This is a genomic window from Streptomyces fungicidicus (assembly GCF_003665435.1).
In the GTDB taxonomy this organism is placed as follows: domain Bacteria; phylum Actinomycetota; class Actinomycetes; order Streptomycetales; family Streptomycetaceae; genus Streptomyces; species Streptomyces fungicidicus.
Map to the genome: position 1 here is coordinate 250,628 of NZ_CP023407.1, position 13,990 is coordinate 264,617.

The following is a 13,990-nucleotide window of genomic DNA, read 5'->3' on the forward strand; positions in this document are numbered from 1 at the left end:
CCTCCCGTACTCCAGGGGTCAGGCGAAGGGGTTGCAGACGAGGTAGCCGTCGACGCGGCTGAGGCGGTCCGAGGCGGGGTCGGGCGGGAGTGCGTGACCGAGGTTGTCGGCACGTACCTCGCTGATCCACTGGTCGTGCTGGTACTCGTGGTTGATGAGTGCGACCAGCAGGCCCTGGGCGACGACGGTCAGCTGGGCGGGGGCGCCGACCCTGCCGGCGGCGATGTCGCCGATACGGGCGTGGACTCGCTCGGCGACGGCGTCACGGAAGGCGCTGAGCCGGTCGACGGTGGGCAGCGCGCCGCGGAACTTCTCCGGGTTGGCCGAGTCCATGAGCCCGTCCAGTTCCGGGTCGGGGCTGGGCTCTGCGGCGGTGAGGTTGCGGATCATGAAGTGGGCGACATGGGCCTGGTGGCCGAGGTGCCAGCCGATGGCACTGGAGTCCTCGTGGGGCCGCCAGGTCACCTCGTCCGGGGTGAGGTCCTTCCACAGCTCGTCGGTGTAGGCGCGGGCCCGGTCGTACTCGTGGAGAAGTTCCTGGGTCTCGTACATGTGGTGCCGCCCGGCTCAGACGGTGTCGTGGAGGACGGGAGCGTCCTCGTCGCGGACGAGGAACTCCTTGCCGGTGACGCCGGGGATGGTCTCGGGATACCTCATGGTGATGCCTCGCTCGGCTGACGGAGAGATGCGCCGCGGCGAATTCCGCGGCGCGCCTGCCACATTAGGCAGGAACGAAGGCGTTGTGTACGGCTAGTTCGCTCGCTCTCCAACGCCGTCATCAGGACGTTGCCGAAAGGGCCGCGGCCATCCGCGAAGTCCGAGCACTGCACGGCACGATCGCGGACCACACCACTCGACTGAACGGCACAGAGGCCCGTATCGAGGGTCTTGAACATCAGCTGGCCGCGACGGGCCGTTTCGGGCGGGCGGCACTCCGCAGCGACGAGCGTGCTGCGGTCGAGGCGGACCGGGAAGCACTCCTTCGGGTCCGTGAGGAGACCGTCCGAGAGCTGGAGGAGATGGACACGCGGCTCCGGGAAGTCAGCCGGCAGGCCGGACCGGTCAACGAGCACGAAGCTGTGCTGACGGAAACGGACATGCCGCAGCAGGGGAAGGCTGCGCTGCTTCGGCGGGCCAAGGCCAAGCACAACGAGGCAGCTAAGCAGCTCCGGGCCGAGGCCATCAAGGCTCGCAGCACTGCTCACGGCGCAGAGCGCCGCGTGTCCGGCCTTCAGAGGGAGACGAGCCTGCGAGCCCAGCACGGACGTCTGCATGTCGACGCCGGTGAGACCGCCGTGCCCCCAGCTCCGAAACCCGACTCCTCGTACGCCAACCGAACCGCGGTGGACCACACACAGTCTGCACCGCTAGACAGTGCTCACGACGCACCGCCCGTGTAGAAGTTCCCGTATTTAGCTGTACAGGCGTTGAGGCAGACGGTCCTCGCGCCCTGGCCCCACCATCACGGACGCCGTCGCACACCGCATCGCAGATGGCCCAGGGCGAGGAGTGCCTGACGGTCGGCGGTCAGCCGACGCCATCGGGTCCCGAGCTCCCCTTGTCGGGCAGCGAGTCGTCCCGTCAGGCACCGCAGGGGTGCGACTGGACAGATCGATCGACGACGGAAGACAAGCACGCGAGGCTCCCGGTGGCTACGGGCGATCTTGGCCGAGAACCCGACTACCAGGAGCTTCGTCGTTCCACCGTACCGATCTGTCCAACACCCGGCCAGCACCGTCAGACTGGAAAGACTCAATCGCAGGTAAACCTAAATGACATCGACAGTTAATTTTAGATAGGCGCGAGCGGCATCTGCTGTCCAAAAATGATCGTTGACGTAATGATCGTATCGTGATTTTCTGCTACCGCCCAAAGCGTGCCCTCCATGCAAAGAATCGGATTTCCGTGGGCAGTGGATGTAGATGGATTTTGGCGCTGGCGGCAACTCCGACGTCCCTGCCGTCGGAGTGGCCGAATCGTCGACCGTCAAGTACAACCTTTACATTACGCAGCCGGGAGCGATACCGACAATTCCCAACGTCAACTGGTCGAATCCCCGTGTCGTCCGCTGCGATTCCGCCCTGACCGGAGGCGGCAACACCAGCACCGGCTGCGCACTGCCCAGCATCAAACCCCAGCTGGAACTTCCGGTCAGTCAGTACGGTGCCGCGGCGGTTACGTACGGGTGGGCGCAGTGGAATCTCCCGAACAAGTGGGGGCTCTACAGTGGATCCCCGACGACTCGGGCCCTGGATGGCGATGCCAGGAGAAAGTTCACCTGCGAGGAGAAGAGTTCAGTCCCATTCGTCAAGAAAGCCGACGATGTCGTCCTGAGAGACTCGTGCGATGAATTCTCCTTCGCCTCGACTGAACAAGGTGGTAACGATGGCGGCATGTGCGCCGAGATCGTGCCCTTGTTCGAGGATGACGGAAAATGGAGAGTTTACGAGGCCGATCCTTCCAGGCCGGTCACCGGAACAGAACCCTGTGCGCGCGGTCACGTCAACCTTGACCAGAACACGCTCGCCGGCACTGCGTACAGCAACCTCATACAGAACATGCGCCTGATCGAGAAGAATCCTTTCTACCTTACCGTACCCGACTACTTCGACACAGTCGAGTAGCAGGCTTGCCGCTTCAGTTGATCCACGGAGCTCCGCCCGTGGATCAACTGGAGGGCTGAACGAGACTCATGGAGATCAGATGTCCAACCCCTGGCGGTGGGAAACTTCAGACCAATTCTGCTTGAGTTTTTCCCTGGAAAGAACTCCGGAGCAGGTTCTTGCCCTCTACGGAGCTGATCTCGATAACGCTCGCTGGCTATCCGCAGGGGAAGTTCCCGCAGCGCCGACCCTGGGCACTGCACTGCGTGCTGGGTCACTTGGGCGATGGGCCTTCTGCCTAGAATTTGACAACCCGATTGGCTGTACAGCAAAAATTATGCGTGACCTGTCAGAGGGCACCGAATCGATTACCCTTCTCCGGACAGCGAAAGCATTGAAGACGTTCCACTATGTCGTGGACGGAAAAGTTCACGAATGGTTCGAGCCTGGATATCCACCCAGTGTTCGAGGTCGGAGCCGACACGGTTTCGCGTCTAAGATTTATGCCCTCACCTCTGCCGGTGCGGATGCGATCACGGCATGCTCGCAGGTCATCTCTCAATACATCGGTCATGAACTCGGCACCGAAATTCTCCACGGACCACTGCTGTCCGCAGTGATCGCAGAGATCGACCGCCCAGGCCTGGAACACCCGGATCCTCCACTGCTATATCCGCCGTCTCCCCCAAGAAGTTCCGGTGGCCTGGGACGACGGCTGTAGTACACCGCTGCCTCTCCCCACGCCCAGGGGCCATTGCATGATCACGCTCCGACCCGAGTGCCGTGTGGGCGCATCTTGGAGGAGGCATCCCAGTTCGGGCTTAAGGGCCTGTTGCGAAAGTGGTGCGGTCACCCGAAGGGCGGCCACGCGGCAGGCACCGCTTCGTATCAGGCTCCGGAGGACCGCTGTCCCTGGGAGCCGTGGGCCGCGAGCGGAAGACTGCGCAGCGACAGTGCGCTCGGCGCTGGCAGGGCTCCGTGGGCCGCCTCGGCGCGGAACGACTGGAGCAAGTACGCCACCAGACGCCGGGACGCGGCACGGTCATCCGGCAATGCGGTGACCAGACCGCAGTGGGACAACAGGGCCACGGCAAAGTCGGAGGGGTGGAAGTCGGCCCGCAGCACGCCCGCCGCCTGAGCCCTGCGGACCAGTGTCATGAAGTCCCGCTCGGCCTGTTCCCGTACCCGCGCGTGTTCTCGCGTGCTGTCCGGAAAGGCCGCGACGAACGCGGCCGGGAAGCCCCGTTCCTCCCGTTGTAGTTCGCAGACCGTCTCGACCAGTCGCTGGAAGCCCTGCCACGGATCGGGGTCGGCCAGCGCCTCGGTGAGCGCCCGAGCGCAGGTGTCCATCTGGTGCGCGAACGCGGCCCGCACCAGTGCGTCCCGCGTCGGGAAACGCCGGTACAGCGTCGCCACGCCGACCCCCGCCCGCCGGGCCACGGTCGCCATGGGCGCGTCGATGCCGTGCTCGGCGAAGACCACGCGGGCAGCCGAAAGGATGCGCCGCCGGTTGCGCCGGGCGTCCGCCCGCAGACTGTCCTGCCCCGCGATCCGAGAGGATTCCCCCACCGCTGTCTCTCACCTCCGGTCAAATGGACGATCTCGTCCGATTGCCAGCCTACGCTCGGCGCCACGATCCCCCGCACGGCCACTGGTGGCGAAGGTGAGAACGCAACGATGGACGACCGCACGATGAAAGCCGTACTGTTCGACCGCTTCGGCGGCCCCGAGGTGCTGTATGTGGGCCGGGTGCCACGCCCCGGACCGGCACCCGGCGAGGTCCTCGTGCGCGTGCGCGCGTTCAGCGTGAACGGCGGCGAACTGGCGGCCCGTTCCGGTCGGGCCCGCCTCATCACCGGCCGGAAGTTCCCGCAGCGCATCGGGCTGGACTTCACTGGCGAGATCGCCGCACTCGGCACCGGCGCGACCGGCGTAGCGGTCGGCGACCAGGTGTGGGGCGTCCTGGGCCGCAGCTCCGGATTCGGCAGCGCCGCCGAGTACGTGACGGTACGGCCCGAGCGGCTCGGCCGGGTCCCGGACGGACTGGACCTCGTAGCCGCTGCCGCGCTGCCGGTGGCCACCACGGCCGTCACGGCCCTCCGCGACAAGGCCGCACTGCGCCCCGGCGAACGGCTGCTTGTACGGGGCGCGGCGGGCGGCGTCGGCAACGCCGCCGTCCAGCTGGGACAGGCGTACGGTGCCGAGGTCACGGCCCTGGCCCGCGCTGCCAACCTCCACTTCGTCCGTACGCTCGGTGCCCACCACGCCGTCGACCACCGGACCGTGTCCCCTGCGGAACTGGGGCTGTTCGACGTGGTCCTCGACACGGCGGGCACCGACCTGCGTACCGTACGGCGGATGCTGAAGCCGGGCGGACGCATGGTCACCATCGCCTTCGACCTGACGCGGCCCGCCGCCTCGCTGGGCTACATCGCGGCCAGCGCCGTCCACGGACGCGGCCGGGTGCGCTTCTTCAGCGGCAACCCCGAACGTGCGCTCTTCGACGACCTCGCCCGTCAGGTGACAGAGGGGAAGCTGCGGCCGGCGGTGGACACGGTCTTCCCGCTGGAAGAGACAGCGGCCGCACACCGGGCGCTGGAGGCGGGCGGTGTGCAGGGCAAGTACGTGGTCAGGGTCGACTAGGGTTTGTTGGAGAGGTGCTGGTCACAGCCACTGGTTGAAGACTGCGACCAACACGGTCGCCTCGTAGCGGACGGCGAGCTTGTCGTATCTCGTGGCCACGGCCCGGTGGCGCTTGAGGCGGTTGATCCCGCACGCGACGACATGCCGCTCGCTGTAGTCGGTTTTGTCGAACTTCGGCGGCCGACCGCCTCGGGCACCGAGTTTCTGGCGGTTGCGGACGCGGTCGGCGGGGACCGGGATGGTCGCCTTGATCCCGCTTCTGCGCAGGTAGGCCCGGTTGCGGCGGGAGTCGTACGCTTTGTCGGCCCGCACCCGGTCCGGCCGCCTGCGGGGCCTGCCCGGACCAAGGCGGGGTACCCGGATGGCTTCCAGGACCGGCTCGAATTCGGCGAGTCACCCCGCTGGCCGGCTGTGATCACGACGCTCAGCGGCTTCTGCCCCTGCTCGACGGCAAGGTGGATCTTGGTGGTCAGGCCGCCTCGGGAACGTGCGTGAGCAGGGTCGGCCGGCTCAACGGCAATGCCGCCGGGCGGTTCCTTTTGCAGATCCCCTTTTTCGAGGCTCCGGCGGCGTGCTGGTGGGCCCGGCAGACGGTGGAGTCGATGTTCACGTCCCAGGTGATCAGGCCCTTCGCGTCCACTTTCGCAACGGGCCCTAGGCACTGTCTGACAAACGATCTTGGGCGGGTTCGCGGAGCCAGAGGATGAGTGCCGCAAGGTGGAGTCCGGCCTTGTAGCGGGTGGCCAGTTTGTCGAAGCGGGTGGCGATCGCGCGGAACTGCTTGAGGCGGTTGAAGCAGCGTTCGACCACGTTGCGGGCCTTGTAAAGCTCTCGGTCGAAGGCCGGCGGCCTGCCGCCGGCCTGACCGCGCCGCACACGGTTGGCCTTCTGATCCGCCCGCTCCGGGATCACCGCCCGGATACCCCTGCGCCGCAGAGACTGGCGGATCGCCCGGGACGAGTAGGCCTTGTCCGCGATGACCGCGTCGGGCCTGCGGCGGGGCCGTCCGGCCCCGGTCCGGGGCACCTTCACGCCGTCCATGACCTCGTCAAACACGGTGGAATCGTTGACGTTGCCGGGCGTGACGACGACGGCCAGGGGCAGGCCACGGCCATCGCAGGCGAGATGGACCTTGGTGGTCAGCCCACCGCGGGACCGGCCGAGCGCCTGGCCAGCCGTCGCGCATGCCGGATCTTCCAGTTCGTCCCCTGCCGCCGCCCCTTTTTGCGGGCTCCGGCGGCGTGCTGGTGGGCTCGGTTGATCGTGGAGTCGACCGAAACCGTCCACTCCACGGTTCCGATGGAGTCGTCCCGGACCTGGACCTGCTCGAGCAGGCGGGTCCAGGTGCCGTCCGCCTCCCAGCGGGCGAACCGCTCATAGACCGTCTGCCACGGCCCATAGCGTTCCGGCAGGTCACGCCACGGCGCACCGGTCCGCAACCGCCACAACACCCCGTTGATCACCTGCCGGTGATCCCGCCACGGACGCCCTCGCCCGTCAACACCTGGCAGCAGCGGCGCTATCCGCTCCCACGCCGAATCCGTCAGCTCACCACGACCCACCACAAGATCAATTATCAGACAGGGCCTAGCGGCGGGCGGCCGCGAGACTGTCGGCGAGGTGGAGCAGATCCGCGGCGAGCGGGGAGTCCGCGCTCCACACCGCTTCGAAGGAGATCTGCACCTCCCGGCCCTCGTTCAGCAGCGGGCGGTGGGGAACATCGGGCGAGGTGAGCTTGGAGCGGGGGACCATGGCCGATCCCAGACCGAGCTTCGTCCAGTCCTCCAGGGCCTGGTAGCCGGCGGCTTCGCCCGGATAGGTGCGCAGGGGCATCTCGTGGGCCTCGAAGAGCTGCGTGGTGAACGTGGTCAGGCCGCAGGCGTCCGGCACGAGGATGAAGCACTCCTCGCCGGCGTCCTGGAGTTCGAGGGGAGCCGCTTTCGCGGTGTCGGGGCTGACGACGACCATCGGTTCGACGTCCACGACGCGATGCTCGAAGCGCGGCATCGCCGTCACGGCCGGGATCAGGATGATGTCGAGCGCGCCGGCGGTCAGGCAGTCGCGCAGCTCCCGCATGTTCGCCTCGCGCAGCACGAGGTCACGCGGGTGGGGCAGGTCGCGGACCATGCTGAAGGCACGGGCGACCAACTGGGAGCCGATCAGCGGAGAGAGCCCCATACGGATCTTCCTCTCGCCGCCGGCTTCGGTCAGCCGCCCGGCCTCCGCCGCGACGGCGTCGAGCGCCTCGAGGGCGCGCTCGATCAGCGGCAGGATCCGGGCGCCGAACGCCGTCCGGGTCACGCCGCGCGGGGACCGGTCGAACAGCTTCTCGCCCAGGCGCTCCTCCAGCCTGGCGATGCCGTTCGACAGGGCGGGCTGTGTCACACCGTAGGCGCGGGCGGCTGCGCTGAACGACTTGGTCTCCGCGACCGTCTGCGCGTATCGGAGACCTTCGAGATTCAGCCGATCAGCCATAGCCATCGCTTATCGCTCCATTCACCGCCGCCCCCTACCAGGCAGTTCGGCACATGCCTAAGGTGAGGCTCTGCCGTTTGAGCATAACCAGAATTTATGAGCATCATCTTGTTCCCCCTCCGGGGGTTCAGCACCTGACCGACCTGGAGAGCGGCAGGGTCCGTTGTGAAAGCCCTGGAGCCGGCGACCGGACCGCCGGCCTCCGTGAACCGAACCGAGGCGGACTCCGCCCCTGAGAACCCTCCCCGGAAGAGAGCATGACCGACACCGCACCCGCCGACATGACGCACCACATGTCCGACCCCGAACAGGCACAACGTCGCATCCTGCGCGTCCTGGTCGCCTCCCAGGTGCTCAGCGGAGCCGGGCTCGCCGCGGGCGTCACCGTCGGCGCCCTGCTCGCCCAGGACATGCTCGGCTCCACCAGCCTCGCGGGACTGCCCAGCGCCCTGTTCACCGCCGGCTCAGCGCTCGCCGCCGTCGCCGTCGGCCGCATCTCCCAGGCCCGCGGCCGCCGCCCCGGCCTCGCGACCGGCTACCTCACCGGCGCGATCGGCTCCGCCGGTGTCATCACCGCCGCGGTCGTGGACAACCCCGTCCTGCTCTTCATCGCCCTCTTCGTCTACGGCGCCGGCACCGCCACCAACCTTCAGGCCCGCTACGCCGGAGCCGACCTCGCCGTCCCCGGCCACCGGGCCCGGGCCGTCTCCACCGTCCTGGTCGCCACCACCCTCGGCGGCGTCACGGGTCCCAACCTCGCCGCACCCACCGGCGCCTTCGCCGAAACCCTCCACATCCCCGGCCTCGCCGGTCCCTTCATCCTGTCCGGCATCGCCTACGCACTGGCCTCACTCGTTCTCGCCCTCTGGCTGCGCCCCGACCCGCTGCTGCTGGCCCGCGCCCTCGCGCAGACCGCTCGACCCGACGCCGCCGTGCCGGCCGCCGGCAAGGCAACCGACACGGCCGAGGACCGTGGAGGCGTGGTCCTCGGTGCGCTGGTCATGGTCCTCACCCAACTCGTCATGGTCGCGGTCATGACCATGACGCCGGTCCACATGCATGACCACGGCCACGGAACCGCCGCCTCCGGCCTCGTCATCGCCATACACGTCGGCGCCATGTACCTGCCCTCGCCTCTGACCGGCCGGCTCGTCGACCGCCACGGCCGTCTGAGGGTCGCCGCCGCATCCGGCATCACCCTCCTGGCCGCCGGTGTCCTGGCCGCCACCGCGCCCGGCGACTCCGTCACCCTCCTCGCCCTGGCGCTCGCCCTGCTGGGAGTGGGCTGGAACTTCGGCCTCGTCTCCGGCACCGCGATCATCACCGACACCGTGCCTCTCGCCACCAGGGCCAAGACCCAGGGCATGGTCGACGTCGCCATCGCGATCGCCGGTGCCACCGGGGGTATGGCCTCCGGCATCATGGTCGCCGCCGCCGGCTACCCCGCACTCGCCCTCACCGGCGGCGTCCTCTCCCTCGCCCTCCTCCCCGCCATCGCCGCCACCGCCCACCGCCGGTGAATCGACGGAGCGAAGCCGGGCGCCGTCGTCCACATCACCGCCACCGACCCCGTCGCGCCCCTCGGCCCGCCCGCCCGGCGCCGGTCGTCTACGCGCTGCGACTCAGCGTCGGTCCCGGCCGCTCTCCCGGCTGTTCCTGACCAGGACGACGCCCGCCCCCACCGCCACAGCGGCCGCGAGGGCGGCCAGGACGAGGTGTCCTGGTACGGCGGAGGCGAGAGCGGAGACCCGCCGCTCCCACGCGTACTCGGTGTCCACGTCCAGCAGCGAAGGCAGGGCGGCTGATCCGTCGAAGGCGAGGAACATCGCTCCGAGGGTGATGAAGAGCAGGCCGCCGAGCACGGTGGTGCTGTGCAGGTGCAGGCGTCCGATCCGGAAACCCCGTCCTCGCAGCCAAGCCCGCCGGCCCAGTTGCCAGCGGTCCCACAAGAGGGCCAGGACGAAGAGGGGAGCGGCCATGCCCAGGGCGTACACCGCCAGGAGCAGGCCGCCCCGCAACGGGCTTCCGCCGAGGGCGGCGACCGTGAGGATGCTGCCCAGGATGGGCCCCGCGCAGAACCCCGCGAGCCCGTACACCGCGCCGAGGGCGACGGTGGAGGACGCCGGGCCGGTGGGGGCGCCGGCCCGCTGCTGCAGGCGGCGGGAGCCGAAGCCGAGTCCGAGGAGTTGCACGACGCCCAGAGCGATCATGGTCCAGCCGCCGACGAGGACAAGCGTGTCCCGGTGGCCGATGAAGAGGCGACTGGCCAAGGACCCGGCCGCTCCAAGGGGGACGAGCGTCAGGCACAGCCCGGCGTAGAAGGCGGCGGTGTGCCGCAGCAGCCGTGTCCTGTTGGTGAAGGAGTAGGCGAAGAAGGCGGGCAGGAGAAGGGCACTGCACGGGCTGAGCAGCGCGAGGAGCCCACCGAGGAAGGCAAGGAGGATACCGGCGTCGGTCATTTCGCTTCGCTCCCGCTCCTGGTGAGGGCGTCGCGGATCGCCTTGTCGAAGGCGTCGGTGGGCTGGGCTCCGAGAATGGGTGTGCCGTTGACGAGGAAAGCGGGAGTGCTGGTGACGCCGAGGGTGTACCCCTCGGCACGGTCGCGGTCCACTGCCTGACGGGCCTGGTCCGATTCCATGTCCTCGCGGAATCGCGTGAGGTCGGCGACACCGGCCGCTTTCGCGTGGGCGACGAGTTCGGTCTGCGTGAACTCGCCGGTGTTGCGCTCGCGCGGCTCGGCGTAGAGGCGGTCGTGGAACTCCCAGAAGGCGCCTTGGCGACCGGCGGCCCAGGCAGCGCGCGCGGCCCGTTCGGACTCCTCGCCGAAGATGGGGAAGTTGCGCCACTCTATGCGCAGCACTCCCTTCTCCACATGGGTGCGCAGGAGTTCCTGCTTGGTCTCGCGAGCGAAGCGTCCGCAGAACGGGCACTGGAAGTCGGAGTACTCGATCATCACCACGGGTGCGTCGACCGGCCCGACGGCCAGGGGGTCGTCGGCCTCACGGCGCGCCAGGTCGGGGCCCGCCGGTGCGGAGTCCCCGGGCACGGGCTCCGCCGTGGCCTCGGACCGGGAGTGGTCGGGACGCGAGCCGGAGTCGGAGCCACCGGTCACGACCAAGGCCGTGGCGGTGACGGCTGCCGCGACCAGAACGGTTGCGGCCCACACCGCGCGGCTGCGGCGTGCGCGCGTCCGAGGCGTGGCAGGGGTGGAAACGGAAGACTTCTCGGGCATGAGGGAAACACGCTCCTGTGAGCAGAAGATCAGGTGAGCCCGGCCGGCCCCGCAGAGCGGGCGGGCGGGATGGCGTCAGGCGCGGGGCGCGGGGCAGGTGCTCTGGGCGTTGAGGCGTCGGAGTGCCGCCTCGGCGAGCAGTGCCACTGAGGCAAGAGCGAGCAGAGGTTGGAGCGGTGCCCAGTAGCTGAGCGCGCCGCCTGTGCCGAGCAGCAGCAGAACGATCTTGTTGCAGACGGGGCAGCCCACCGCGAAGAAGGACAGCACTCCCCCGATCATGCCGATTCGGCCACCGGACGCAGCAGGCGGGCCGGGGCGCAGATATGTGCCGAGTACCAGCCCCGAGAGCAGCGCGGTCAGGGCGAGGGCCGGGTAGTTCCACCACTGGACGGGGACTTCCCGGCCGAAGAACGCGTTGGGGACGACGGCGGTCGGCACTCCGACGACGACGGCCGTGGCGGCGGCGGAGGCGGCGGCTGCCAGCCACTGCCGGGGCTCCCACAGGCGCAGCGCGCCCCAGGCGGTGCGCGGGGAGCGGCTGCGTCTGACGGCTGTGAGAACAGGTTCGAAGGAAGCGGGCGACAGGCCCATGAGGAAGTCTCCGTTACTCAGGAGGGACGCGGGCACAGGGCCGCTCCCGCGCTTCCGGTGCCCTGTCCAGGGCCCCGGAAGCGCGGGACGGCGCGGGCCGGTCTAGATCCTCAGTACGCGGACACGCGGAGGTGGTGCCTTGGCGGAGGAATCCTGGCTGTGCGCGGGCCACCGTGCGGTCCGCGGTCCCTCTGCCCCGCCGAGGGAGGGCACTTCGGCTGCGGCGGGCGCCGCGAGATGGGGACTGCTCGACTGCTCCGGCGCCTGACGTTCGGGACAGGAGCCGCCCCTGACCTTCGAGACCTCGTCGGAGTCCGCGGCCACCTCGGCGGCGGTGGACACCGAAACGTCGTCTCCTGCGTACGCCCGACCTTCAGTTGACGCGGACAGCGGATTGCCGGCCGCAGCCCCGTGGAAGGCCGCTCGGCCGGAGTTGCCCTGCAGACCGGTGTGCCCCTGAACGCACAACTGGGCGAAGAGAACGGCGACCAGCAGCAGGAGGACGGTGCACGTCGACCGGTCGGTCGTGCCTGCTCGGCGCACCTCTCCCCCTTCCCTGCCGGACGAGCCGTCCGGCACCGCGCTGGTGCTTCCGCCAACCGTACTTGCCCGGTCGGCGCGGCCGGCAACGGGGTTGCGACAGTCCGGCGGTCGGCGGAACCGGCCATGAGCCGGCCGATGAGTTCCGGGTCGGGCGGGAGTCCGACATGAAGGACCGCCGGCAGGTTGATGCACTCGCTACCGAAGGAGACCCATGGCGAAGCTCGTCTACTCGATGATCACCTCGCTCGACGGCTACGCCGAGGCGGCGGAGGGCGACCTCGGTAACGGGGCCCAGGACCGGGAGGTGCATACCTTCGTCAACGACCTCTTCCGCCCCGTCGGCACGTACCTCTACGGCCGGCGGATGTACGAGACGATGGTCTACTGGGAGACCGCGCCCGCCGAGCCCGACGCGCCGCCGCACATCCGGCAGTACGCCCGCGACTGGCGGGCGGCGGAGAAGATCGTGTACTCCACGACGCTCGAATCGGTGTCCAGCGCGAAGACCAGGATCGAGCGGACCTTCGACCCGGACGCGGTGCGCAAGCTCAAGGCCGAAGCGGATCACGATCTCACGGTCGACGGGCCGAATCTCGCGGCCCAGGCGATCGCGGCAGGTCTGGTGGACGAGTACCACCTGTTCGTCACCACGAGCGTGGTCGGCGGCGGCAAGCGGTTCTTCCCCGACGGCGTGCGCCTCGATCTCGACCTCGTCGAGCAGCGCGCCTTCGACAGCGGGCTGATCTACGCGCGCTACCGGACCCGCTGAGGAAAGGAGCAAGGCTGACAGAGGACCAGGTCAGCCGCAGTCTCACGGGCCTGGACGCCCACGGTTCCGACGGCTGGAACAGGGTCGACCCGAACGGTGGGTTCGTCCAGCACCGTCGCAGGACGTGCCCCGAGCGCGTCGCGTGCTCCGGTTGGCGGCCAGCAGACACACCCACACGACGACCAGGGCGGCCGACACCAGGATGCCGCCCGTGTCGGTGCCGTCGGCGATCCGCCACCCGAGCAGCCCCGTGGAGAGGGCCAGCATGGGCCAATACACCTTCGGCCCCCATCGGTTGCCCGGCCTGGTCCACGTCGGCGGCACTCGGGAATCAGAACGTTGCGGCTGCTTCATGCGCGCTCAACTACCCTCTTGGGCCTCAGACATGACCGCCGGGCGCTCTCGACACGGGGCCGCCCGGCGTGCGCCCGGCCGGCGGAACGGCTCTTCCGGCGGAACGACGTCGGCCGCCGGAAGAGCTTGCGGGGCTGGTGCCGGACGAGGTCAGCAGCCGCCGCAGTTGTAGTACAGGACGTCCCAGTGGTTGCCCTCGTCGGCGTAGATGTTGCCGGAGCCGGAGCGCCACTGCGGGGCGCCGTCACCGCGCACACCGATGTAGGTGAAGTTGTTCTTGATGTAGTTCCCGACGCAGGTGTACTTGCTGAAGTCGAGCTTGTAGCCGTTCCAGTGCGAGTAGGTGCCGGAGGCGTGCCCGGTCTCGGTGCCGCCGGTGATGTTCAGGGCGCAGCCGCTGGCTCGCTTGAGGGTCTGCGCGCCCTGCGCCGTGGCCAGGTTGAGCTGCTCGAAGGACGTACAGGTGGGGATGTTGCGGTTGGAGCAGTTGCCGGACGACGACCAGGTGATTCCCACGTCGCGGAACATCGAGGTCGCGGTGGCGTGACTGATCTTGGTGACGGCGAAGGCGTCGCCGGCGGTGCCGAGGACGGCGACGCCGGGGGTGACGACGAGGGTGAGAGCGGTCAGGACCGAACGGAGCTTCAGCGCCTTGACGGACTTCATGTAGGGACCTTCCTGCGGTGGGCCATGCTTCTTGGGGGGCGGCTTGCAGGCGGTGCAGACAGATGATGCCCGTGGTCTACGCGCGTCCGCCAGTGGACAAAACGGAATGCTGCC

At 68.9% G+C, this 13,990-nt stretch carries 16 protein-coding genes and 1 pseudogene; 5 read left to right on the forward strand and 12 right to left on the reverse strand.

Annotation, left to right across the window (positions count from 1 at the left end; translation table 11 throughout):
- Window positions 1–18: 18 nt before the first annotated feature.
- The 3 genes and pseudogenes from CNQ36_RS00960 to CNQ36_RS00970 all read right to left on the reverse strand — a co-directional run.
- Window positions 19–552 (reverse strand): DinB family protein, encoded by a 534-nt coding sequence (locus tag CNQ36_RS00960; protein WP_004936543.1) that lies wholly within the window; start codon window positions 550–552, stop codon window positions 19–21.
- Window positions 553–653: 101 nt separating this feature from the next.
- Complete coding sequence (locus CNQ36_RS34545) at window positions 654–1,274, reverse strand: hypothetical protein (protein ID WP_163013171.1); 621 nt, start codon at window positions 1,272–1,274, stop codon at window positions 654–656.
- 206 nt (window positions 1,275–1,480) lie between these two features.
- Window positions 1,481–1,616, reverse strand: a pseudogene (locus CNQ36_RS00970) (IS5/IS1182 family transposase); the annotation flags it as partial.
- Window positions 1,617–1,922: 306 nt separating this feature from the next.
- On the opposite strand from CNQ36_RS00970, the gene CNQ36_RS34550 reads away from it, so the two are divergent.
- Entirely contained in the window at window positions 1,923–2,624 is a 702-nt protein-coding gene (locus tag CNQ36_RS34550) for a hypothetical protein (protein ID WP_163013172.1), read from the forward strand.
- 79 nt (window positions 2,625–2,703) lie between these two features.
- The gene (locus CNQ36_RS35785; RefSeq protein ID WP_398489808.1) at window positions 2,704–3,324 is read left to right on the forward strand and encodes a DUF6461 domain-containing protein; all 621 of its coding nucleotides are present in this window, start codon (window positions 2,704–2,706) and stop codon (window positions 3,322–3,324) included.
- A gap of 167 nt (window positions 3,325–3,491) precedes the next feature.
- Here CNQ36_RS35785 and CNQ36_RS00980 read toward each other — a convergent pair whose 3' ends face one another.
- A complete protein-coding gene (locus CNQ36_RS00980) occupies window positions 3,492–4,172 on the reverse strand; it encodes a TetR/AcrR family transcriptional regulator (protein WP_030578230.1) in 681 nt (226 codons plus the stop codon).
- Between the two features lie 108 nt (window positions 4,173–4,280).
- On the opposite strand from CNQ36_RS00980, the gene CNQ36_RS00985 reads away from it, so the two are divergent.
- Window positions 4,281–5,246 (forward strand): NAD(P)-dependent alcohol dehydrogenase, encoded by a 966-nt coding sequence (locus tag CNQ36_RS00985; RefSeq protein ID WP_121544528.1) that lies wholly within the window; start codon window positions 4,281–4,283, stop codon window positions 5,244–5,246.
- A 21-nt stretch (window positions 5,247–5,267) separates the two neighbouring features.
- On the opposite strand, the gene CNQ36_RS35790 is transcribed toward CNQ36_RS00985, so the two are convergent.
- The 4 genes from CNQ36_RS35790 to CNQ36_RS01000 form a co-directional block, all read right to left on the reverse strand.
- Window positions 5,268–5,558: a transposase gene (locus CNQ36_RS35790; RefSeq protein WP_398489806.1), complete on the reverse strand. Its 291-nt coding sequence runs from the start codon at window positions 5,556–5,558 to the stop codon at window positions 5,268–5,270.
- Between the two features lie 157 nt (window positions 5,559–5,715).
- Window positions 5,716–5,886, reverse strand: coding sequence for a hypothetical protein (locus CNQ36_RS35150; protein WP_228313161.1), 171 nt, complete (start codon window positions 5,884–5,886; stop codon window positions 5,716–5,718).
- 14 nt (window positions 5,887–5,900) lie between these two features.
- A protein-coding gene (locus tag CNQ36_RS00995; RefSeq protein ID WP_206278392.1) for an IS5 family transposase occupies window positions 5,901–6,811 on the reverse strand; the annotation gives its coding sequence in 2 pieces (ribosomal slippage) (window positions 5,901–6,463 and window positions 6,463–6,811; 912 coding nt in all).
- A 22-nt stretch (window positions 6,812–6,833) separates the two neighbouring features.
- The gene (locus CNQ36_RS01000; protein WP_228312886.1) at window positions 6,834–7,727 is read right to left on the reverse strand and encodes a LysR family transcriptional regulator; all 894 of its coding nucleotides are present in this window, start codon (window positions 7,725–7,727) and stop codon (window positions 6,834–6,836) included.
- A 251-nt stretch (window positions 7,728–7,978) separates the two neighbouring features.
- Between CNQ36_RS01000 and CNQ36_RS01005 the strand changes: the two genes are divergently transcribed.
- Window positions 7,979–9,241 carry an MFS transporter gene (locus CNQ36_RS01005; RefSeq protein ID WP_121544531.1) on the forward strand — a complete coding sequence of 421 codons (1,263 nt, stop codon included), beginning with the start codon at window positions 7,979–7,981 and terminating at the stop codon, window positions 9,239–9,241.
- A gap of 102 nt (window positions 9,242–9,343) precedes the next feature.
- Here CNQ36_RS01005 and CNQ36_RS01010 read toward each other — a convergent pair whose 3' ends face one another.
- The 3 genes from CNQ36_RS01010 to CNQ36_RS01020 all read right to left on the reverse strand — a co-directional run bounded on the left by CNQ36_RS01010 (window position 9,344) and on the right by CNQ36_RS01020 (window position 11,436).
- Window positions 9,344–10,180, reverse strand: coding sequence for a cytochrome c biogenesis CcdA family protein (locus CNQ36_RS01010; protein ID WP_121544532.1), 837 nt, complete (start codon window positions 10,178–10,180; stop codon window positions 9,344–9,346).
- Window positions 10,177–10,953 carry a DsbA family protein gene (locus CNQ36_RS01015; RefSeq protein WP_121544533.1) on the reverse strand — a complete coding sequence of 259 codons (777 nt, stop codon included), beginning with the start codon at window positions 10,951–10,953 and terminating at the stop codon, window positions 10,177–10,179. Before CNQ36_RS01015 ends, CNQ36_RS01010 begins: the two co-directional genes overlap by 4 nt.
- A gap of 75 nt (window positions 10,954–11,028) precedes the next feature.
- On the reverse strand, window positions 11,029–11,436 hold the full coding sequence (locus CNQ36_RS01020; RefSeq protein WP_121548313.1) for a hypothetical protein: 408 nt from the start codon (window positions 11,434–11,436) through the stop codon (window positions 11,029–11,031).
- Between the two features lie 862 nt (window positions 11,437–12,298).
- Here CNQ36_RS01020 and CNQ36_RS01030 point away from each other — a divergent pair.
- Window positions 12,299–12,856, forward strand: a complete 558-nt coding sequence (locus CNQ36_RS01030) for a dihydrofolate reductase family protein (protein WP_004936531.1) — start codon at window positions 12,299–12,301, stop codon at window positions 12,854–12,856.
- A 504-nt stretch (window positions 12,857–13,360) separates the two neighbouring features.
- Here the strand turns inward: CNQ36_RS01030 and CNQ36_RS01035 are convergent.
- A complete protein-coding gene (locus CNQ36_RS01035) occupies window positions 13,361–13,876 on the reverse strand; it encodes a hypothetical protein (RefSeq protein WP_121544535.1) in 516 nt (171 codons plus the stop codon).
- Window positions 13,877–13,990 lie beyond the last annotated feature (114 nt).